Genomic DNA, 19,499 nt, shown 5'->3' on the forward strand with positions numbered 1-19,499 from the left:
CATGAAGCGCAGCGCTCCGGCCGCGGCGCGGAACCGCGACCCGATTGCCGCGGTGCTGCGCGAGGAGCTGCCCGCGCGCGGCGTCGTGCTCGAGGTCGCGAGCGGAACCGGCGAGCATGCGGTGCACTTCGCCCGTGCCTTTCCGGAGCTGATCTGGCAGCCGAGCGATCCGGACGAGCAGGCGCGTGCGTCGATCGCTGCCTGGCGCGGCGCGGAGGGGCTCGGCAACCTGCTGGCGCCGCTCGCGATCGACGCCGCCGCCGAGGATTGGCAGGCGGATCGTGCGGATGCGGTCGTCTGCATCAACATGGTGCACATCAGCCCCTGGTCGGCGACCGAAGGGCTGATGCGCGGCGCCGGGCGGCTGCTGCCGCCGGGAGGTCCGCTGATCCTCTACGGGCCCTACCGCCGGGCGGAGGTGCCGACGGCGCCGTCGAACGAGGCGTTCGACGAGTCGTTGAAGGCGCGCGATCCGGACTGGGGCCTGCGCGACCTGGCCGAGGTGACGGCGGCGGCGGAGGCGAGGGGGCTCCGCTTCGAGCGGCTGGTCGAGATGCCGGCGAACAATCTGACGATCGTGTTCCGGCGGGGCTGACGATCCAGTGCTGGGCCCGATCCGTCATTCCGGCGAAAGCCGGAATCTCGGCGAGCACCAGCACTGGCGCTCATGGAGCCTTCCATCAGCGCCGCAGCTGGCTCTCCACGAGATCCGGCCTTCGCCGGGATGACGGCTGCCGAGCCGGCTAACGGCTCGAAGCCTATGGATTGAAACGCGGCAGATTGGCCTGCTCGGGCTTGTCGCTGTCGCGGACGCGGGTGACGCCGTCGCCTTCGCCCACCTCTTCCTTTACCTCGTCGCGCGCGCCGATATCGCGCTGGAGGTTGCCGCCGTGCGAGCCGCCGAAGGCGGGGGCGTCCTCCACCGTGTCGATGATGTCGCTGTCGTCGCTCCGGCGGGCGGTTTCGGCGCGGTCGGCGCCGCGGTCGTTACGATCACTCATGTCGCTCTCCTTCAGCGAATCAATGATCCCGCGGAGCAGACGTTCCTTTGCCGAACCCGACGAGAAGCAGGGTCCAGGCCACGCCGAACGTCCAGCCGCCCGCTACGTCGGACGGCCAGTGCACGCCGAGCACGAGCCGCGATCCGCCGACGAGCAGGGCGTAGAGCAGGCCGAGCGCAATCGCCGGCACGCGCCAGCGCCCGTGCGCGACGAGGAGGGCGAGGCCCAGGCCGAGGGTCATGGCGTTGGCGGCGTGGCCGCTCGGGAAGGCCATGCTCTGAACGGCGACGAGATGGCCGTGCGGGTCGGGTCGGGCGCGATCGAAGGCTTCCTTGAGAAGTTCGACGAGCGGCCGCTCGCCGACCATCAGGACGATCAGGACCAGGGCGTCGCGATAGCGGCGGCGCAACGCCAGCCAGGCCGCGCCGGCGGCGGCGGCGATCAGCACCGCGATCCAGCTGCCGAGATCGCTGACCAGCCGTGCGGCCGGAACCAGGGCGGCATGCTGGGCGGAGGTCAGGATCGCGCGGTCGAGCCCGGCGCCGGGACCACCGGCAAACAGGAAAGCGACGAACAGGAGGAGCAGCGCCAGGATCGCCGCGAAAGAAGAAGCCGACAGCCTGATCATCGATCAGGGCTGTCGGCTGAAAGGAAGAGGCTGTCCAGTCCCCGCGTCTCGCAGGACGCGGGGGCGGCGTCCCCGGTCGGTCAGGCCGTGCGGCGGCGGCGGCCCGCCGCGATGCCGAGCGCGCCCAGCGCGAACAGCCCGAACGCGGCCGGGGCCGGAACGGGCGTGCCGCCGGTCGATCCCGTCGAGCCGGTCGAGGAGGGCGTGCGGTTGAGGTTGGTGGCCCAGAAGCTCTCGGGCCCGCCGGCAATGCCGGAGATGGTGGTCTCCAGCGCGAGGCGAACGGCGCTGTAATCGCCGAGGCCGAACACGGTCGAGTTCAGATAGGCCTGCTGCTCCTCGTCGACCGAGAGCAGGAAGCCGGCGACGCCGTTGCCCGCCTCGGTGGGATCGAAGGCCATGCTGCCGTCGATCGCGGCGAGCAGGCGATCGTCGAGATAGAATTTCAGGGTGACGTCGTCGATGCTGACGGCGTTGCCGCTCGGCTCGGTGGCATTGAAGATCAGGCCGATATCCTCGGCGCCGTTGAAGCCGAGCTCGCCGATCGTCGGCGTGTCGTATTTGTTGCCCTCGCGCTGCGGATTGACCTCGTCGCCGCCCTGGTTGGTGACGCCGTTGCCCTTGTAGACCTGGCTGTCGCTGATGCAGTTCTGCGAGCCGACGCTGGTCTGGCCGCCGCGCACGCCGACGCAGGCGCTTTCGGTGCCGTCCTTGCGGGGACCACGCTCCTGCGTGGTGAGGAGCCGCGGCTCGTTCCCGAAGCCGGTGCCGGTGTCGTAGATCGGCGCTTCGTAAATGATGCTGGCCGAAGCGATCTGCGGAACGGCCAGAGCGGCCAAAGCGGCGCTACCGGCAAGCAGGCGGCGGCAAAGCAACGCGCCGTCGAAGCAACTGATCATCACCTTCTCCCTGTTTCAGCGGCCGCCCGACGGGGGCATGGGCAGCGCTGCCGAGCGGCGATAACGGATGAAATCGACAGTTTCACCGGGCACGGCGCGGCCAATTTTCCTTGTGCCAGATCGGAACAACTTTGCTGCAGCGGCGGGCAAAGCGGCGGTGAAGGAAGATCGCCGCCTCTGCCCGCAAGGACGGAGCCGGCCCCGTCTCCGGACGACGACTCGCCCCGAGCGGTGCATTTTCAATCGAAACGCGCCGGTAAACCAAGTCTTACCGGCAACAGGCGCAAGCTTCGGTACGTAGATATCCGGAATCGCAAATCGCTGTGGATAAGTCTCTATACTGGCCAAGTGGAGGCGTGGGCGCGACGAGCACATGGCGGACCGCTTCCACCGGTTGCTGACCTATGTTAGCAATCGCCATCGCTGGGGAGCGGGGTAGATGGAATCCAACTACAGATATTATGTGCGTCGTGCGAGCGAAGAGCGCCGGGCCGCGGCCCGCGCCGTAACCCCCGAGGCGCAGGCCCGCCGTAGCGCGCTGGCGGAATCGTTCGCGCAGCTCGCCGAACAATATCAGCGCGATCTCGGATCGGTCCTCGCGCACGGCTGAGGTCTCGCGCGTCGGGGGGCGCGCGAAGCTTCGCTGATGCCGCCGCCGGGCGGTTCCTTCCCGGCTTTCCTGCGCGTCCGCCGCGGTGCGATGGGGCGCCGTTCCTGCCCGCCGCCCTGCCGCAGCAGCCGTCCGCCTTGCGGGTCCGCTGGAACGCCGCCCGCGCGATCCCGTTTCTAGCCAGAAACGACGGGCAGAAATGCAATGAACGGCCGGCAGGCGCTTTTCCCCACCTTCTTCCTGTCCGGCTTCGAATGCTCGACCTTCCTGTGGAAGGATGCCGGCCGACGCGACCTGTGCGCCGAGACCCAGCACCAGCTTCACGCCGACGAGGATTACCGGCTGCTCCGCTCGCTCGGCATCGCCGTCGCGCGCGAGGGCATCCCATGGCCGATGGTCGACCGCCGCGGCCGCTACTGTTTCGGCTGTATCGACGCGTTCCTCGATGCGCAGCGCCGCCACGACATCCTGCCGATCTGGGACCTTTGCCATTATGGCTATCCCGACGATCTCGACCCCTTCGGCGACGATTTCGCGCCGCGCTTCGCCGCCTATGCGCGGGCCGCAGCCGAATATGTGACGGCGCGGGCGCATCACGGCCCCGCCTTCTTCACGCCGATGAACGAGATCACCTTCTTCGGCTACATGGCGGGCGAATGGGGCTGGGCGGCGCCGTTCGGCCGCGACCGCGAGACCCGCCGCCGCCTCACCCTGGCGATGTGCAAGGCCGACATCGCGGCGGTCAAAGCGATACGCGAGGTCGTCCCCGACGCGCGGATGATCCATATCGATCCGCTGATCCTGGTCGTACCGCCGCGCGACCGCCCCGATCTTGCCGACGAAGCGTGGCGCGAGACCTATGACGACGCCTTCTTCGCCTTCGACGTCATCGGCGGGCGCCGTCATCCCGAAGCCGGCGGCGCGCCGGACGTGCTCGATATCGTCGGCTTCAACAACTACAGCTTCGGCCAGATGGAATATCGCCCGGAAGGCCCGCATGCGGCGCTCGAGCCCGGCGATCCCCGCATCCGCCCCTTGTGCGACCTGATCGAGGAAGGCTGGAAGCGCTACGGCCGGCCGACGATCGTCGCCGAGACGTCGGGGCTGAAGGGCGGCCGGCCCGACTGGCTGAACGACGTCGTCTCGGAGAGTCTCGCGGCGGTCAATCGCGGCGTAGACCTGCACGGCATCTGCCTGTTTCCCGCGGTCGACATGCCGGACTGGCACAATGGCGAGTGGCTGCACAACGGCATCGCCGATCTCGAGCGGCTGCCCGACGGATCGCTGATGCGGACACCCTATCCGCCCTATGTCGAGGCGCTGCGCCGCTGGCAGCATCGCCTCAACCGCGTCACCGAGCTGGATGCCGTTCCCTACGACAGCCCGGTGAACCTCGCCGATATCGTCGCGGCGGCCAAGGCGGTCGCGCCGCGTCCCGACGACGATTGGCATTGACGGGCCGTCTCCGGCTCAGCCATCCGGCGGGCATTCGAGCGTGACCGTGCGGGGCTTTCGCCGCACGGTCATGCGGCTGCAGCCGGAGAGCCGCTCGCGGCCGACGGTGACGACCAGCACCGCCTTCTGGCGCTTGGGAGAGGTGGCGGTGACGACGATCTCGTTCGGATCGGGATCGTCGTCGACAGGCAGTGCATAATCGCCGCGATGATCGCCGGTCCTGACGCGAAAGCCGCGGATCGCGAAGCCATCGAACAGGAGCGGGCGGGCGAGCGTCATCGGCCTGGTGGGACGCTGGATGTCGAACTCGATCATCCGGCTCGCCACCTCGCCGGTCCAGCGGCCGCCGTGGCTCGCGGCGAGCAGCGCCCCCGCCGAGGCGGTCGCGAGGCTTTCCGGCTTCACCATCGAGAATTGGACGCGCACCACCGCGCCGCCGTCCTGATACGGATGATGGAGCCCCCAGGCATTGCTGAATTCCAGCGGCAGCACCACCGGCGATGCGGCGGACGGGCCCTCGCGCCAGCGGAAGGTGACGGCGTCGAACGGCAGCTCTTCCGGGCCGATCAGGCCGTCGGCGCCGTCGACCGCCTTGCGCTCGGTCCAGGCGAGGCGGCGCTCGAAGCTCGTCCCGGCGAGGCCGATACGAGCCACCTTGGTGCGGCCCTTGAGCTTCACCGGCCCGGTGCGGCTGACGACCGGCAGGAGCGACGGCTTGATGCCGAGCCGGGCGATCGCGTCCGGGTTCATGATCACGAACCCGGGAGTCTCGGGATCGACCCGCAGCCGTGCGGGCTGGCCGTTGATCGTGACCTCCACGACGAAGTCGCTGGCGGCATCGACGGTCAGATCCGCCGCGGGCGCCGCGGCGGGAGCAGCAAGCAGCGCGGCGAGCGCAGGCAGACGCAATCGGCGAGAACGGTGTACGATCGACATCAAGGATCTCCCACGATCTGCATGCGAGGCTGCCACGCCGCGCGTCCTCGAGCCAGTCTCGGGAGTGGCCCGGGCCGAGCGCCGGCCGGAACGGCTCTTGCAGCAGCGGCGTTCACCCGGCTCGCCGAAGAGGAGACGATCGATGCGGACGCGTCAGCCCTCGGCGACGGCCGGTGCGGCCAGCGTTGCGTCCTGCTCGGCCGCGGGCGGCGCCGCGAACCGTCCGGCCTTCCAGGCCGCGTAGAGGGCGGCAAAGCCGACCGAGCTGCACACCAGCAGTCCCGGCAGCGACGCTTCGGGCCCGAAGGCGCCGCCGGTCAGCCAGTGCGGATAGCCGGCAATGGCCGTGCTGGTTGCCAGCGACGCGCCGAAATCGGTGCCCGAGACGGCGGCGCCGAAGACATAGCCCTGGGTGAAGTTCCAGGCGGCGTGGACCCCGATCGAGACCCAGAGCCGGCCGGTCAGTGCGTAGAAGGCGCCGAGCATCACCCCCGCCTCGATCGCGATGCACAGGGCGGCGAAGAGGCTCGAATTGGCGTTGGGGAGGTGCCCCGCGCCGAACAGCGCCGCCGAGACGACGAAGGCCACGACCGGACCGAAGCCGCGCCACAGCAATCTTAGGATGACGCCGCGGACGATCAGCTCCTCCAGCACGCCCGACATGATCGCGGCGCCGCCCGCCCGCCACGCCGGGTTCGCGCCGTTGATCGTGATCTCGTAGAGGCCGCCGCCGATCAGGATGGCCATCACGGCGGCGAACATCAGCAGCCCGACGAGAAGGCCCATCGCGAGCTCGGCAAGCGCCGGCCGCCAGGCGAGCTCGCTCGCGCGGCGGCGCTCGACCAGCCGGACCGCGAGGATGTAGGCGCCGAGCGCGATCGCCGCCCCCGCGCATTGCGTCGCGAACTGGAGCGGCAGGTTACTGGCGGGAACAACGCGCCTGGCGAACTCGCCGAGCGAGCCGATCGCCAGCACCAGGAGGAAGGCGAGGCCGAAGAGCCAGAGCAGGCTCCGCAGCCAGAGCAATCTGCCGGGCTTCAGGGCCCCCTGATCACCGAGCTCCACCGGCTGCCCAAAGGTCACTGCTTTGATCAATTCGAATCCCCCCTTGGCCCTCTTCCCGGCTCAGCCTAGCACCGAGGCCGCGTGTTTCCAGCGCCCTCGACGCAGGCCGGTCGGTCGGCGGAGCAGGGAGGGGACCGGCCAAGGCCGGCGCATCGGCTGGCGAGGCGTCATTTTCGTGCCGCGGCCGAAAAAAAAAGGGGATGGTGAGCCGTGCTGGATTCGAACCAGCGACCTACTGATTAAAAGTCAGTTGCTCTACCGACTGAGCTAACGGCCCGTGCCCGGGTTCCGTCCCCCTAGGAGCGGGCGGGGCCGCGGTCAACCGGCGCGGCGCGCGCCAGGCGGTGGCGGAGCTGGAGGACGGTCGCACCGGTCAGAGGGTCCCGCCAAGCGGGCGCGACCTCGGCGAGCGGATCGAGCACGAAACGCCGCTTGCGGAATTCGCGATGGGGGAGGGTGAGGGCGCCCTCGGCCCAGCAGCCGCCGGACCACAGGATGATGTCGAGATCGAGCACGCGCGGCCCCCAGCGGCGGCCGGCGCGGCGGCCGAAGCTGCGCTCGATGCGCTTCAGCAGGGCGAGCAGCTCCGGCGGTCCGAGCCGGCTGGCGACGAGGACGGCGGCGTTGGCGAAGCCGCGCCCCGCCGGACCCAGCGCCGGCGTGGTGCGGATCGCGGAGACACGCTCGACCTCGATCCCTACGGCCGCCATTGCGGCGATGGCGGCGCGCAGCACGCCGGCCGGCGCGCCGTGCGCGCCGTGCCGCCGGTTGGAGCCGAGCGCCACCAGGTAGCTTGTTTTCGCCATCGAGGCGCGCCTAGACGAGCCGCATGCTTCCGCAAAGCCCCAGCCCCGTGGCCGATGTCGAGCCGCCGCACGATTGCCCCTTGTGCCCGCGCCTCGTCGCCTTTCGCGAGGGGCTGCGCGCCGAGCATCCCGATTGGTGGAATGCGCCGGTTCACGCTTTCGGCGATCCGGACGCCTGGCTGGCGATCGTCGGCCTCGCGCCGGGCATGCACGGCGCCAACCGGACCGGGCGGCCGTTCACCGGCGATTTCGCCGGAATCCTGCTCTACGAGACCCTTCTCAAGTTCGGTCTCGCCGAGGGACGATATGAGGCACGGCCGGACGATGGCTTCCGTCTGAAGGGCGCGGCGATCGTCAACGCGGTGCGCTGCCTGCCGCCGCAGAACAAGCCGCTGCCCGAGGAGATCTCGACCTGCCGGTCTTATTACAGCCTGGCGCTCGACCGGCTGCGCCACGCGAAGGTGCTGATCGCACTCGGCCAGATCGCGCATCAGTCGGCGGTGCGGACCGCCGGCGGCCGGCTGGCCGCGTTCAAGTTCGGCCATCTCGCCGAGCATCGCCTGCCCGATGGGCGGCTGCTGATCGATAGCTATCATTGCTCGCGCTACAACCAGAACACCGGCCGGCTGACCGCGGAGATGTTCGAGCAGGTCTTCGCCCGCGCGCTCGAGCGGCGGCCGTGATCGTCGCGCCCCGGCGCCGGCTTGTGCGTGGTTCGGCCTAAACGGGCTCCGCGCTACCCTCCGGGAGCGGCGCGAGCGGGATCTCGAAGCTGAGGCACGCACCTTCCGCGCCGTTCCGCGCCCAGATGTGGCCGCCATGCGCCTCGATGATCGTCTTGCAGATCGGCAGGCCCAGCCCCATGCCGTGCTCCTTCGTGGTCACGCCGCGAGTGAAGACGTTGGGCAGGATCTCCTCGGCGATCCCGGGACCGTTGTCGGACACCGAGATGCGCAGCATGCGGGGATCGTCGGGGCTGCGCCGGCTGGTGATCCGCACCTGCGCGTCGGGACGGCCGGACGCTGCCTGGCAGGCATTGCGGATGAGGTTCACCAGGACCTGCTGGATCTGCACTCGGTCGGCCGATTCGACGACATTGTTGCCGACGTCGAGAACGAAGCGGACGCCTTCGCAGCCGATCGAGGAGAAGCGGATCGCCTCGTTGATCAGCTGGCTGCAGGTGAAGCGCTCGGCCGCCGGGCGATGCGCGACGATGCCGTGGCGGAGGCGCTGGATGATCTGCCCGGCGCGCAGCGCATTCTCCTTGGCCATGGTGAGCATCTCGCGCACCTCCCGCTCCCCAAGCCGGGCGGGATCCGTGCGCTCCAGGGCGGCGAGGATGAAGGTGATGGCGGTGAGCGGCTGGTTGAGCTCGTGGGCCATCGTCGCGGCCATCGTTCCCATCGCGCTCTGCCGCGAGTGGAAGAGCAGCTCCGCCTTCATCGCCCGCAGCTGCGCGTCCTGCTCGAGCACCAGGCTCTGCCATTCGTAGCGCTCGGTGACGTCGCGTACGGTGCCGGCGAGGACCGGATTCTCATAGCCCTCGATACAGACGATCTCGCCCCGGGCATGGACGTAGCGCACCTCGCCGTCCGGCCGCACCACGCGGTGCTCCAGCGCGCACGGCTCGCCGGTCGCGACGCTCGTGCGGACCGTCTCGAGGAAGGCCGGCAGATCATCAGGATGAATGCGGGCGAGACCGGCCTCGAGCGGCAGCCGTTCCTGATCTTCGGGCAGGCCGTAGATCCGCCGCACCTCGCGCGACCAGATCGCCTGGCCGGCGGCCGCATCGTAGATGTAGACGCCGGTGCCGGCGACGCGCTCGGCCTCGGCGCTGAGCGGCCCGTGTTCCTTCAGTTTGCGCAAGGCGGCGTCGAGCGCCATCTGGTCCGGCACGCTGGCTCCTGTCCCCACGACCACCCTGGAGGGTGTATCAGGAGAACGCGGCGGCCGCGCGGTGGTTCACGGCGCCCTGAGGTTCCGCCGGAGAGTGGCGCCGGCTTACGGCAGAACGGGCTGGAGCGCCTTCACGTTCGCTTGCAGGAACGGCCGCAGCTGTGGAATGTCGGCGCTCGGCAGAAGGGCGCGGGCCGTCGGCGGCCTTGCCAGCAAATATTGGGGGGTAGATGTCTCGTCATCCTGGTTCCGTCGCCTGCTTCGGCCTCGCTCTCGTTCTTGCCGCCGGCGCCGGCCGGGCGGCGCCGGTCACGCCCAACCTCGGACCGATCCACGGCGAGGGTACGCTCGCCGACAATGACGGCAACGCCGGGACGTGGAGCATCGACGCGGTGCTGACCGGGGGCGACTTCGCCGGCAGGGGAACGGTCACGCTGCGGGGCGTCACCGTCAACGGTGCACTCAAGAGGGGACGATCCTATCTCGAGAACGGCAAATGCTATTTCCACATCGAGCAGGATCGGCACCGGATGGAGATCAGCGGACCCTGCACCACCGACAGCATCGCGGGTCGCGCCGACGGCTTTCTCGCTGGCGAGGGCGTGATCATCGGCAGCGCGAAGGGCGTCCTGAGGTTCGGGCGGGCCGGAGCGCCCAAACCCGCCGCGACGGCGGCCACCGGGGTGCTGCCGACCAACAAGCTCACCTGCGCCTGGTCGGAGCGTATCGGCGGCAATGTCGCGGGAGATCCGGCGCGCTACGAGCTCCGCTTCTCCAACATGGTGACGCTGACGCTCGGGCGCGACGGCAGCTACCGGACCAACAAGGCCGCCGGACGCTACGTCCGCGAAGGAAACACCGTCCGACTGACCAGCGGCGCCTTTGCGGGCGCGGTCGGACGACTGGAGCCGGACCGGTCGGGCCAGCCCGCGGTTTATTTCGAGCGGGACGAGAATCGCCGGCCGAACGGGGTTCACATCGTCGATCCGGGCCGCACCTCCTGCACCACGGCGCGAGGAGGTTGATCGTCACCCGCCGCCGCGGCGCCCGGCGGGCGTGGGCCGTTTTCAGAGGTCCTGACTGATCCGGCCGTAGAGGTCGGGGCGGCGGTCGCGGAAGAAGCCGAAGGCGGCGCGATGGGCGCGCGCCTGGGTGAGGTCGAGCGTGGCGACGAGGACGCCGGTCTCGTTCGCCCCGAACTCCGCGAGGATGTCGCCGCGCTCGTCGCAGATGAAGCTGTGGCCATAGAAGCGCTGGCCGTGCTCGGTGCCGATGCGATTGGCGGCGACCACCGGGACGACGTTCGAGACGGCGTGGCCGATCATCGCCCGCCGCCAGAGGCGGCTGGTATCGAGATCGGGATCGTGCGGCTCGGTGCCGATCGCGGTCGGGAAGAGCAGGATCTCCGCCCCGTCGAGCATCAGCGCCCGGGCCGTCTCGGGATACCATTGATCCCAGCAGACCGCGGGACCCACCGTGCCGTAGGGCGTGCGGAAGGTCTTGAAGCCGGTGTTGCCGGGCCGGAAATAGAATTTCTCGGAATAGCCGGGGCCGTCCGGGATGTGGCTCTTGCGATAGACGCCCATCACTGCGCCCTTGTCGTCGATCATCGCCAGGCTGTTGTAATGATGGTGGCCTTCGGCCTCGAAGAAGCTGGTCGGGATGTAGACTTCGAGCTCGGCCGCGAGGCTGCGCATGGCCGCCACCGCCGGATGCTGATCGACCGGCAGCGCGCGGGTGAAATGACCCTCGTCCTGGGTGCGGCAGAAATAATGGCCTTCGAACAGTTCGGGCGGCAGGATCAGCTTCGCGCCCTTGGCCGCAGCCTCGCGCACCAGTTCGGAGACGGCGGCGATATTCTCCTGGACGTCATCGGAGAAGGCGAGCTGGAGGGCGGCGGCGGTGATCGTGGTCATGGGGCTCTCGAACTTCGAAGCTGGAGTGAGGTCAGGCCGGCATCTGCTGGCTGATGCAGTGGAAGCTGCCGCCCCCGGTGAGCACGTGATCGGCCCGGAAGCCGACCACGCTGCGACCCGGAAACAAGGCGCCGATCGCGTCAACCGCCGCCGCATCGTTCGGCGCCCCGTAGAGCGGAACGACGACCGCCGCATTGCCGATGTAGAAGTTCATATAAGACGCCGGGATGATTTCGCCATCGCGCTCGACCTGGCCGGGGGAGGGGATCTCCGCCACCTCGACTCCGAACGCCTCGGCGCGCCGCCGCGCATCCTGGTAGATCGCCGCGTTGGGATCGTCAGGACCGGCCGCGACCGGGAGCGCGAGCCGGTTCTCGCCGACGAAGCGGGCGAGATTGTCGACATGGCCGTCGGTATGGTCGTTGAGCAGCCCCTCGCCGAGCCACAGGATCCGCTCGGCGCCGAGCTCGCGCCTCAGCCGGGCCTCGATTTCCTCGCGGTCGAGGCCCGGATTCCGGTTCGGGTTGAGCAGGCATTGCTCGGTGGTGACGAGGAGGCCGGTGCCGTCGACGTCGATCGCGCCGCCCTCGAGCACCCAATCGTGCCGCGTCGCCTCGAGATCGGCGCTGTTCGCCAGGCGCAGACCGATCGTGTCGTCGCCTTCGAGATCGTATTTGCCGCCCCAGCCGTTGAAGCGGAAGCTGCGCGGCACCCGGGTGGCGCCGCGGCCGAGGACGATCGGCCCGGTATCGCGCAGCCAGATGTCGCCGAACATCTCCTGGACGATCGTCGCGAACGGCGCGAGCTCGGCCGCCGCGCGTGCCGATTGCGGATCCGCGACCACCAGCCGGACCTCCTCGCCGCGTCCGTCGGCGTGGACGGCGGCGGCGAAGGCGGCGACCTCGGCGCGCGCCGGCTCGAGATCCTCGAGCCAGAGGTCGGCGTGGCTCGGGAAGCCGATCCAGACGAATTCGTGCTCGGCCCATTCCGGGGCCTGGCGGAGGGCGGGGGCGATGGCGCTCACTGGCCGGTCGCTCCGGCGCGGGAGCGGTCGCGGATGGCGCGGAACTCGTCGCCTTGCTTCCAGTTCGGCCAGGCGTCGCCGGTCGCGAGCGCGCGTCCGATCTGCCAGTAGATCTGCAGCTCGCGCACCGCCCCGGACCAGTCCCAGGCGGGATCATATTCGTCGTTCGGGCCGTGGTAGCGCTCGGCGCGATATTGCGCCTGCGCCGCCTCGCCGGCAGCGGTGCCGCCCTGAACGAGATCGTTGCCGAGCTTCGCGTAGAGCATCGGCACGCCCTGCTTGGCGAAGCTGAAATGGTCCGAGCGGTAATAATAGCCCGCCTGCGGCGCCGGCTCCGGCCTGAGCTTCAGGCCGTGCGCCTCGAGCGCCGTGTCCAAATAGGCGTCGAGCTCCGACTTGCCGCCACCGACGGCGACGAAATCGCGGGCGTCTCCCGAGAGGCTGAGGCTGTCCATGTTGATGCCGCCGACCGTCTGCGAAAGCGGGTAGACCGGGTTCTGGGCGTAATAATTCGAGCCGAGCAGGCCCGATTCCTCGGCCGTGACGGCGAGGAAGACGATCGAGCGATCGGCGTTGCCGCGTTTGGCGTGCGCCTCGGCGAGGGCGATCAGGCCGGCGGTGCCGCTGGCATTGTCGACCGCGCCGTTGCAGATGTCGTCGCCGCCCACCGCATCGCAGCGGCCGAGATGGTCCCAATGGGCGGTGTAGAGCACATATTCGTTCGGCCGCTTGGCGCCGGGCAGGATGCCGATCACGTTGCGCGAGTTCGACCGCTTGATCTGGTTGTCGAGCGTGATCGAGGCGCGGGTGCCGAGCGGCACCGCCTTGAAGCCGGGACGGGCGGCGGCGGCGGTGAGGGCGGCGAGATCCTTGTCCGAGGCGGCGAACAGGCGCTGCGCCGCGTCCTGGGTGAGCCAGCCGACGACCTTCGACTGGTCCATATGGCCGTTCGGATCGTCCATATTGTACTGGGCGCCGGTCCAGGACGACTGGACGACATTCCAGCCGTACGCCGCGGGCTCGGTCTGGTGGACGATCAGCGCGCCGGCCGCGCCCTGGCGGGCCGCTTCCTCATATTTGTAGGTCCAGCGGCCGTAATAGGTCATCGCCTTGCCGCCGAAGCGGCCGTTCAGGTCCTGATCCTGCCAGTCCGGATCGTTGACCAGGATGACGACCGTCTTGCCGCGCACGTCGAGACCGGCATAATCGTTCCAGCCGCGCTCCGGCGCGTTGATGCCGTAGCCGACGAAGACGAGCTCGCTGTCCTTCAGCTGCACCTGCTTCTGCACCTGATAGGTGTTGGCGACGAAATCGGTGCGATAGGCGAGGCTGAGCGGGCCGCTGCCGCCGGCGATGGTCAAAGCGGACGGCGAGGCGGTGTTCTCGACCAGGGCGACATTCTGGTACCAGCTGCCCTTGTTGCCCGGCTGCAGCCCGGCCTTCCGGAACTGCTCGGCGATGTAGGAGACCGCTTTCTCCTCGCCCGGCGTCGTAGGGGCGCGGCCCTCGAATGCATCGGAGGAGAGGATCTGGGTGGCGGTGGTCAGTGTCGCCAGCGAGATCGGGGGACCCTGATAGGCCGACGGCGCGCGGTCCCGGCCGGCGGTCGCGCAGCCTGCAAGAAGGAGCGCTGCGGCGGCTGCGCTGAAACGGGTCGAAGGCATAAGCGTCTCCAGATGCGGCGTCGGCGCGGGCTATTGCAGCAAGCCCAGGCCCGCGCAAGCCGCAGGCTCCAAAGCAAAACGGCCGCCCCGAGGGGCGGCCGCTTCGTGTTCGGCGTCTGCCGGAGCGATCAGCGCGAGTAGAACTCGACGACCAGGTTCGGCTCCATGCGGACGGGATAGGGCACCTCGTCCAGCGTCGGAACGCGGCTGTAGGTGACCTTGGTGGTGCCGTCCGGGCTGACGTAGTCGGGGATCTCGCGCTCGGCCAGGCCCTGGGCCTCGAGCACCAGCGCCATCTCCTGCGCCTTGGCGCCGAGCTCGATCACGTCGCCGACGTTCACGCGGCGCGAGGCGATGTTGCACTTCACGCCGTTGACGCGGACGTGGCCGTGGCTGACCAGCTGGCGCGCAGCCCAGATCGTCGGCGCGAACTTGGCGCGATAGACGACCATGTCGAGGCGGCGCTCGAGCAGGCCGATCAGGTTCTGCGAGGTGTCGCCCTTCATCCGGGCGGCCTCGGTGAAGGTGCGCTTGAACTGCTTCTCGGTGACGTCGCCGTAATAACCCTTCAGCTTCTGCTTGGCGCGCAGCTGGATGCCGAAGTCCGACATCTTGCCCTTGCGGCGCTGGCCGTGCTGGCCGGGGCCGTACTCGCGCTTGTTGACCGGGCTCTTCGGGCGGCCGAAGACGTTCTCGCCCATACGGCGATCGAGTTTGTACTTGGCGCTGCTGCGCTTGCTCATCTCTTGGTCCAATCTGCTTGGGTTGCTGTTCCCGGAGCCGCACCGCCCGGAGAGATCCGGACGCGGCCACCGCTTCACCGGGGTGCGGGGCCAATTGCGAGAGCCGCGACATGGCGGCGGATCGGGGAGAAGTCAAGGAAAAGCGAAGGTTGCGCCGCGCCGGCGGCCCGCGCCCCCACTGGCCCTCGCTGCCAACGGCCGCTAAGGCGCCGCCATGAACCCGAACATTCTTCCCCCGACCGCGTGTGAGACCATGGCCGAGGTCCGCGCCGGCGTCGACAGCGTCGACCGGCAGATCGTCGCGCTGCTCGCCACCCGCTTCGGCTATATGGACGCCGCCGCCCGGATCAAGCCGAGCCGCGGCGCCGTGCGCGACGAAGCCCGCAAGGCGCAGGTGATCGCCAATGCCTCCGCCCATGCCGCCGAACTCGGCGTGCCGGTCGGCCTTGTCGCCGATTTCTGGGAGCAGCTCGTCGAGGCCTCGATCGCCTATGAGTTCGACCGTTTCGACGAGATGCGCGCGGGGGCCTAGTTCATCCTCCCTGTCGCCGCAGGCGATGGGGAGGGGCACCGCGCACAGCGCGGTGGAGGGGCCGGGCTCCGTTCCCCGTCCCGGCCCCTCCACCAGGCTTCGCCTGGTCCCGCTCCCCATCCGCTTTGCGGACAGGGAGGATTGGAGGTCAGCCCTTGCGCGGCCGGGGCTCGACCAGGGTGCGGATCATGCCGCGCAGGGCCTGGACCTCGCGGTTCGACCAATGCGCCTTGGTGAGGATGGTTCGGATCGTGTTCTTCGTCGCCGGCGTGCGGTCCGGCGGATGGAAATAGCCGGCGGCGTCGAGCGACTCCTCGAGCTGGCCGATCAGCCCGTCGAGCTGGCCCTGAGTCGCCTGCGGCTCGCGCTCCTCGATCTCGGTCGGCATCACCACATTGCCCTGCTTCGACCATTCATAGGCGACGAGGATCACCGCCTGGGCGAGGTTCAGCGAGCGGAACTCGGGGTTGATCGGGACGGTGAGGATCTTGCCGGCGATCGCCACCTCCTCCGTCTCCAGCCCGGAGCGCTCGGCGCCGAACAGGATGGCCGAAGGCTCCGGCTGGCGGCGGATCTCCTGGGCCGCTTGCTCGGGGGTCACCACCGGCACGACCAGGCCGCGCTTGCGCACCGTGGTCGCATAGACGTGGGTGCAGTCGGCGACCGCATCGGCGACGCTGTCGAACACCCGGGCGCGCTCGAGCACGAGGTCGGCACCCGAGGCCGCGGGCCCGGCGGCGGGGTTCGGCCAGCCGTCGCGCGGCGTGACCAGCCGCAGGTCGGTGAGGCCGAAGTTCAGCATGGCGCGCGCCGCCTTGCCGATATTCTCGCCGAGCTGGGGGCGGACGAGGACAATCGCAGGGGCAGGGGCCGTCGCGGACGTGCTCACTCGCGCCCCGCCTCGCTCACCGAGCCGGCGAATTCCTCGAAATCCTTGGCCTCGCGGAAGTCCTTGTAGACGCTGGCGAAGCGTATGTAGGCGACCGGATCGAGCGCCTTCAGCCCGTCCATCACCATGCCGCCGATCCGTGCGGAGTCGATCTCGCTCTCGCCGCTTGTCTCGACCTGACGCTGGATCGAGGAGACGAGACGGTCGATCCTCTCCTGCGGCACCGGCCGCTTGCGGCAGGCGATCGCGATCGAACGATCGAGCTTGGTGCGGTCGAACGGCTCGCGGCGACTGCCCGACTTCACCACGTTGAGCTCACGCAGCTGGACGCGCTCGAAGGTGGTGAAGCGGGCGCCGCAATCCTCGCACTGGCGCCGCCGGCGGATGGAGGTGCCGTCCTCGCTGGGACGGCTGTCCTTCACCTGGCTATTGTCATGGGAGCAGAATGGGCAGCGCAACGAAGAGCCTTACAGATCCTGGTAGATGGGGAAGCGAGCGCAGAGCGCGCGGACGCGCGCCTTGACCTCGGTCTCGACGGCGGCATTGCCGTCATGGCCGTTCGCCTTGAGGCCGTCGAGAACGTCGGCGATCATGTCGGCGATGTCGCGGAACTCGGCGACGCCGAAGCCGCGGGTCGTTCCGGCCGGGGAGCCGACGCGGATGCCGCTGGTCTTGACCGGCGGCAGCGGGTCGAACGGAATTCCGTTCTTGTTGCAGGTGATCGCCGCGCGCTCGAGCGCCTCGTCGGCGTCCTTGCCGGTGATGCCGAGCGGGCGGAGGTCGACCAGGGCGAGGTGGGTGTCGGTGCCGCCGGCGACGAGATCGGCGCCGCGCTCCTGCAGCCGGCCGGCGAGCGCCTTGGCGTTGGCGATCACCGCCTTGGCATAGCTCTTGAAGCCGGGCTGGAGCGCCTCGCCGAAGGCGACCGCCTTGGCGGCGATGACGTGCATCAGCGGACCGCCCTGGAGACCGGGGAAGACCGCCGAGTTGATCTTCTTGGCGATGTCCTCGTCGTCGGTCAGCACCATGCCGCCGCGCGGGCCGCGCAGAGTCTTATGGGTGGTGGTCGTGACGACATGGGCGTGGCCGAACGGGGAGGGGTGCTCGCCGGCGGCGACGAGGCCGGCGAAATGGGCCATGTCGACCATCAGCAGCGCGCCCACCTCGTCGGCGATGGCGCGGAAGCGGGCGAAATCGAGGTGGCGCGGATAGGCCGAGCCGCCGGCGATGATCAGCCGCGGCTTGTGCTCCCTGGCGAGCCGCGCAACCTCGTCGAAATCAACGAGATGATCGTCCTCGCGGACGCCGTACTGGACGGCGTTGAACCATTTGCCGGAGAGCGCCGGCCTGGCGCCGTGGGTAAGGTGACCGCCGGCGGCGAGCGACATGCCGAGGATGGTGTCGCCGGGCTGGGTCAGCGCGAGCATGACCGCGCCGTTCGCCTGGGCGCCGGAATGCGGCTGGACGTTGGCGAAGCCGCAGCCGAACAGCGCCTTGGCGCGCTCGATGGCGAGCGTCTCGACCGAATCCGACGGCGCGCAGCCCTGGTAGTAGCGCCGGCCCGGATAGCCCTCGGCATATTTGTTGGTGAGCACGGAGCCCTGCGCCTCGAGCACTGCGCGCGACACGATGTTCTCGGACGCGATCAGCTCGATCTGGTTCTGCTCGCGGTCGAGCTCGGCGGCGATCGCCTCGGCGACCGCATTGTCGGCGTCGGCGAGCCGGCCGGAGAAGAAGCCGCTCGGCTGGACGTCGCTGAGATCATTGGCAGGGCGCGTGCTCATGCGGGCTCCTTGGCGAAATCGGGGTTGGTGAGCTTGTCGACGCGGCGCTGGTGGCGCCCGCCGGCGAAAGGGGTGGCCAGGAAATTTGCGACGCAGTCGCGCGCCGTCTCGACGCCGATCAGCCGGGCGCCGAGTGCGAGCACGTTGGCGTCGTTGTGCTCGCGCGCCAGACGAGCGGCGAGGCCGTCGGAGACCAGGGCGCAGCGGCAATGGGGATGGCGGTTGACCGCGATCGAGATGCCGATGCCGGAGCCGCACAAGGCGATGCCGCGCTCGACCTCACCCTCGGCGATCGCCCGGGCCATCCGGTAGCCGTAATCGGGATAATCGACGCTGTCGGTCGAGGTGGTGCCGAGATCGAGCACGTCATAGCCTTCGCCGCGCAGATGCTCGGCGAGCTCCGCCTTCATCGCGTAGGCGGCGTGATCGGAAACGATGGCGATGCGCTCAGCCACGCCGGAAGACTCCATTTTCGTCGGAGCCCCACCTCTAGGGGAGGGGCCGGGGATTCGCCACAGGAGTTTGCGGTGCGTGCCGAATTCCTCCCTCGGACTGAGGGGGATCGAGCTTAGGCCGCGGCGCGCATCTCGAGCCGGTCCCAGATCTCGGTGAGGGCGGCAGCGAGCTCGTGCATCATTGCTTCGTCATGGCTGGGGCCGGGGGTGAAGCGGAGGCGCTCGGTGCCGCGCGGCACGGTCGGGAAGTTGATCGGCTGGACGTAGACGCCGTATTCGGCGAGCAGGATGTCGCTGATCTTCTTGGCCTTGACCGGATCGCCCACCATCAGGGGCACGATGTGGGTGGTCGACGCCATCACCGGCAGGCCCGCCTCGCGGAAGATCGCTTTGAGCTTCGCGGCGGCGGCCTGCTGGCCCTCGCGCTCGACGGTCGAGGCCTTGAGGTGGCGGACGCTGGCGAGCGCGCCGGCGACCAGCACCGGCGACAGTGAGGTCGTGAAGATGAAGCCGGGGGCGTAGGAGCGGATCACGTCGACGATGTTGCGATCGGCGGCGATATAGCCGCCCATCACGCCGAACGCCTTGCCGAGCGTGCCCTCGATGATGGTCAGGCGGTGGGCGACGTCGTCGCGCTCCGAGATGCCGCCGCCGCGCGCGCCGTACATGCCGACGGCATGGACCTCGTCGAGATAGGTCAGCGCGTTGTAGCGGTCGGCGAGGTCGCAGATCGCGGCGATCGGCGCGACGTCGCCGTCCATCGAATAGACGCTCTCGAACGCGATCAGCTTGGGCGCCTCGGGATCGGCGGCGGCGAGCAATTCTTCCAGATGGGCCAGATCGTTGTGGCGGAAGATCTGCTTCTCGCAGCCCGAGGTGCGGATCCCCGCGATCATCGAGGCGTGGTTCAGCTCGTCCGAGAAAATGATGCAGCCGGGCAGGATCTTGCCGAGCGTCGAAAGCGTCGCCTCGTTGGAGATATAGCCCGAAGTGAAGAGCAAAGCCGCTTCCTTGCCGTGCAAGTCGGCAAGCTCGGCCTCGAGATCGACATGGTAATGAGTGTTGCCGCCGATGTTGCGGGTGCCGCCGGAGCCGGCGCCGACGTCGTGCAGCGCCTCCTCCATCGCCGCGATCACGGCCTCGTGCTGGCCCATCGCGAGATAATCGTTCGAGCACCAGACGGTGATCGGCTTCGG

The 19,499-nt window shown here is 69.2% G+C and carries 22 protein-coding genes and 1 tRNA gene; 6 read left to right on the plus strand and 17 right to left on the minus strand.

The window, feature by feature from the left end; genetic code table 11:
- Position 1 precedes the first annotated feature (1 nt).
- A complete protein-coding gene (locus E2493_RS12880; RefSeq protein WP_135087404.1) occupies positions 2-595 on the plus strand; it encodes a DUF938 domain-containing protein in 594 nt (197 codons plus the stop codon).
- Positions 596-758: 163 nt separating this feature from the next.
- On the opposite strand, the gene E2493_RS12885 is transcribed toward E2493_RS12880, so the two are convergent.
- The 3 genes from E2493_RS12885 to E2493_RS12895 form a co-directional block, all read right to left on the minus strand.
- On the minus strand, positions 759-1,001 hold the full coding sequence (locus E2493_RS12885) for a hypothetical protein (RefSeq protein ID WP_135087406.1): 243 nt from the start codon (positions 999-1,001) through the stop codon (positions 759-761).
- 19 nt (positions 1,002-1,020) lie between these two features.
- Complete coding sequence (locus E2493_RS12890; RefSeq protein ID WP_135087408.1) at positions 1,021-1,629, minus strand: phosphatase PAP2 family protein; 609 nt, start codon at positions 1,627-1,629, stop codon at positions 1,021-1,023.
- 80 nt (positions 1,630-1,709) lie between these two features.
- The gene (locus E2493_RS12895; RefSeq protein WP_135087409.1) at positions 1,710-2,528 is read right to left on the minus strand and encodes a PEP-CTERM sorting domain-containing protein; all 819 of its coding nucleotides are present in this window, start codon (positions 2,526-2,528) and stop codon (positions 1,710-1,712) included.
- Positions 2,529-2,967: 439 nt separating this feature from the next.
- Here E2493_RS12895 and E2493_RS21255 point away from each other — a divergent pair, with 439 nt between their 5' ends.
- Positions 2,968-3,138 (plus strand): hypothetical protein, encoded by a 171-nt coding sequence (locus tag E2493_RS21255; RefSeq protein ID WP_167737518.1) that lies wholly within the window; start codon positions 2,968-2,970, stop codon positions 3,136-3,138.
- A gap of 204 nt (positions 3,139-3,342) precedes the next feature.
- Entirely contained in the window at positions 3,343-4,593 is a 1,251-nt protein-coding gene (locus E2493_RS12900) for a glycoside hydrolase family protein (protein WP_135087410.1), read from the plus strand.
- A 15-nt stretch (positions 4,594-4,608) separates the two neighbouring features.
- Here the strand turns inward: E2493_RS12900 and E2493_RS12905 are convergent, their stop codons facing one another.
- The 4 genes from E2493_RS12905 to folK all read right to left on the minus strand — a co-directional run bounded on the left by E2493_RS12905 (position 4,609) and on the right by folK (position 7,400).
- Positions 4,609-5,529, minus strand: coding sequence for a hypothetical protein (locus E2493_RS12905; RefSeq protein ID WP_135087411.1), 921 nt, complete (start codon positions 5,527-5,529; stop codon positions 4,609-4,611).
- Between the two features lie 153 nt (positions 5,530-5,682).
- Complete coding sequence (locus E2493_RS12910) at positions 5,683-6,612, minus strand: CPBP family intramembrane glutamic endopeptidase (protein WP_191992995.1); 930 nt, start codon at positions 6,610-6,612, stop codon at positions 5,683-5,685.
- A gap of 183 nt (positions 6,613-6,795) precedes the next feature.
- A tRNA-Lys gene (locus E2493_RS12915) sits at positions 6,796-6,871 on the minus strand.
- A gap of 19 nt (positions 6,872-6,890) precedes the next feature.
- Entirely contained in the window at positions 6,891-7,400 is a 510-nt protein-coding gene (gene folK / locus E2493_RS12920) for a 2-amino-4-hydroxy-6-hydroxymethyldihydropteridine diphosphokinase (RefSeq protein WP_135087412.1), read from the minus strand.
- Positions 7,401-7,423: 23 nt separating this feature from the next.
- On the opposite strand from folK, the gene E2493_RS12925 reads away from it, so the two are divergent.
- The gene (locus E2493_RS12925) at positions 7,424-8,083 is read left to right on the plus strand and encodes a uracil-DNA glycosylase (RefSeq protein WP_135087414.1); all 660 of its coding nucleotides are present in this window, start codon (positions 7,424-7,426) and stop codon (positions 8,081-8,083) included.
- 37 nt (positions 8,084-8,120) lie between these two features.
- Here the strand turns inward: E2493_RS12925 and E2493_RS12930 are convergent, their stop codons facing one another.
- Complete coding sequence (locus tag E2493_RS12930) at positions 8,121-9,296, minus strand: sensor histidine kinase (protein ID WP_135087416.1); 1,176 nt, start codon at positions 9,294-9,296, stop codon at positions 8,121-8,123.
- A 230-nt stretch (positions 9,297-9,526) separates the two neighbouring features.
- Here E2493_RS12930 and E2493_RS12935 point away from each other — a divergent pair, with 230 nt between their 5' ends.
- On the plus strand, positions 9,527-10,321 hold the full coding sequence (locus E2493_RS12935) for a hypothetical protein (protein ID WP_135087418.1): 795 nt from the start codon (positions 9,527-9,529) through the stop codon (positions 10,319-10,321).
- 42 nt (positions 10,322-10,363) lie between these two features.
- Here E2493_RS12935 and aguB read toward each other — a convergent pair whose 3' ends face one another.
- From aguB to rpsD, 4 genes are all read right to left on the minus strand, one after another.
- Positions 10,364-11,212: an N-carbamoylputrescine amidase gene (aguB, locus tag E2493_RS12940; protein WP_135087420.1), complete on the minus strand. Its 849-nt coding sequence runs from the start codon at positions 11,210-11,212 to the stop codon at positions 10,364-10,366.
- A 31-nt stretch (positions 11,213-11,243) separates the two neighbouring features.
- Positions 11,244-12,236, minus strand: coding sequence for an agmatine deiminase family protein (locus E2493_RS12945; RefSeq protein WP_225421446.1), 993 nt, complete (start codon positions 12,234-12,236; stop codon positions 11,244-11,246).
- Positions 12,233-13,900 (minus strand): M28 family metallopeptidase, encoded by a 1,668-nt coding sequence (locus E2493_RS12950; protein WP_135087422.1) that lies wholly within the window; start codon positions 13,898-13,900, stop codon positions 12,233-12,235. The genes E2493_RS12945 and E2493_RS12950 overlap by 4 nt, the downstream gene beginning before the upstream one ends.
- Positions 13,901-14,028: 128 nt before the next feature.
- Entirely contained in the window at positions 14,029-14,643 is a 615-nt protein-coding gene (gene rpsD / locus E2493_RS12955; protein WP_135087424.1) for a 30S ribosomal protein S4, read from the minus strand.
- A 214-nt stretch (positions 14,644-14,857) separates the two neighbouring features.
- Here rpsD and E2493_RS12960 point away from each other — a divergent pair, with 214 nt between their 5' ends.
- Entirely contained in the window at positions 14,858-15,175 is a 318-nt protein-coding gene (locus tag E2493_RS12960; RefSeq protein ID WP_135087426.1) for a chorismate mutase, read from the plus strand.
- Between the two features lie 148 nt (positions 15,176-15,323).
- On the opposite strand, the gene E2493_RS12965 is transcribed toward E2493_RS12960, so the two are convergent.
- The 5 genes from E2493_RS12965 to hemA all read right to left on the minus strand — a co-directional run.
- Positions 15,324-16,064 (minus strand): RNA methyltransferase, encoded by a 741-nt coding sequence (locus E2493_RS12965; protein WP_135087429.1) that lies wholly within the window; start codon positions 16,062-16,064, stop codon positions 15,324-15,326.
- Positions 16,061-16,522 carry a transcriptional regulator NrdR gene (gene nrdR / locus E2493_RS12970; protein ID WP_135087431.1) on the minus strand — a complete coding sequence of 154 codons (462 nt, stop codon included), beginning with the start codon at positions 16,520-16,522 and terminating at the stop codon, positions 16,061-16,063. The genes E2493_RS12965 and nrdR overlap by 4 nt, the downstream gene beginning before the upstream one ends.
- Before the next feature lie 9 nt (positions 16,523-16,531).
- Positions 16,532-17,848 (minus strand): serine hydroxymethyltransferase, encoded by a 1,317-nt coding sequence (glyA, locus tag E2493_RS12975; protein WP_135087433.1) that lies wholly within the window; start codon positions 17,846-17,848, stop codon positions 16,532-16,534.
- Positions 17,845-18,303 (minus strand): ribose 5-phosphate isomerase B, encoded by a 459-nt coding sequence (rpiB, locus tag E2493_RS12980; RefSeq protein ID WP_135087435.1) that lies wholly within the window; start codon positions 18,301-18,303, stop codon positions 17,845-17,847. Before rpiB ends, glyA begins: the two co-directional genes overlap by 4 nt.
- Before the next feature lie 113 nt (positions 18,304-18,416).
- Positions 18,417-19,499 (minus strand): 5-aminolevulinate synthase (gene hemA, locus E2493_RS12985; RefSeq protein WP_135087437.1); only part of this gene is annotated, 1,083 nt, incomplete at its 5' end.

Origin of the sequence: Sphingomonas parva (ex Maeng et al. 2020) (assembly GCF_004564275.1) — a bacterium.
Lineage (GTDB): Bacteria > Pseudomonadota > Alphaproteobacteria > Sphingomonadales > Sphingomonadaceae > Allosphingosinicella > Allosphingosinicella parva.

Coding starts and splice junctions, on each gene's coding strand:
- E2493_RS12890 (WP_135087408.1), bottom strand. CDS start 1,629: ATGATCAGGCTGTCGGCTTCTTCTTTCGCGGCGATCCTGGCGCTGCTC.
- aguB (WP_135087420.1), bottom strand. CDS start 11,212: ATGACCACGATCACCGCCGCCGCCCTCCAGCTCGCCTTCTCCGATGAC.
- E2493_RS12900 (WP_135087410.1), top strand. CDS start 3,343: ATGAACGGCCGGCAGGCGCTTTTCCCCACCTTCTTCCTGTCCGGCTTC.
- E2493_RS12895 (WP_135087409.1), bottom strand. CDS start 2,528: ATGATCAGTTGCTTCGACGGCGCGTTGCTTTGCCGCCGCCTGCTTGCC.
- E2493_RS12905 (WP_135087411.1), bottom strand. CDS start 5,529: ATGTCGATCGTACACCGTTCTCGCCGATTGCGTCTGCCTGCGCTCGCC.
- E2493_RS12925 (WP_135087414.1), top strand. CDS start 7,424: ATGCTTCCGCAAAGCCCCAGCCCCGTGGCCGATGTCGAGCCGCCGCAC.
- E2493_RS21255 (WP_167737518.1), top strand. CDS start 2,968: ATGGAATCCAACTACAGATATTATGTGCGTCGTGCGAGCGAAGAGCGC.
- folK (WP_135087412.1), bottom strand. CDS start 7,400: ATGGCGAAAACAAGCTACCTGGTGGCGCTCGGCTCCAACCGGCGGCAC.
- rpsD (WP_135087424.1), bottom strand. CDS start 14,643: ATGAGCAAGCGCAGCAGCGCCAAGTACAAACTCGATCGCCGTATGGGC.
- glyA (WP_135087433.1), bottom strand. CDS start 17,848: ATGAGCACGCGCCCTGCCAATGATCTCAGCGACGTCCAGCCGAGCGGC.
- E2493_RS12960 (WP_135087426.1), top strand. CDS start 14,858: ATGAACCCGAACATTCTTCCCCCGACCGCGTGTGAGACCATGGCCGAG.
- E2493_RS12885 (WP_135087406.1), bottom strand. CDS start 1,001: ATGAGTGATCGTAACGACCGCGGCGCCGACCGCGCCGAAACCGCCCGC.
- E2493_RS12950 (WP_135087422.1), bottom strand. CDS start 13,900: ATGCCTTCGACCCGTTTCAGCGCAGCCGCCGCAGCGCTCCTTCTTGCA.
- E2493_RS12935 (WP_135087418.1), top strand. CDS start 9,527: ATGTCTCGTCATCCTGGTTCCGTCGCCTGCTTCGGCCTCGCTCTCGTT.
- E2493_RS12880 (WP_135087404.1), top strand. CDS start 2: ATGAAGCGCAGCGCTCCGGCCGCGGCGCGGAACCGCGACCCGATTGCC.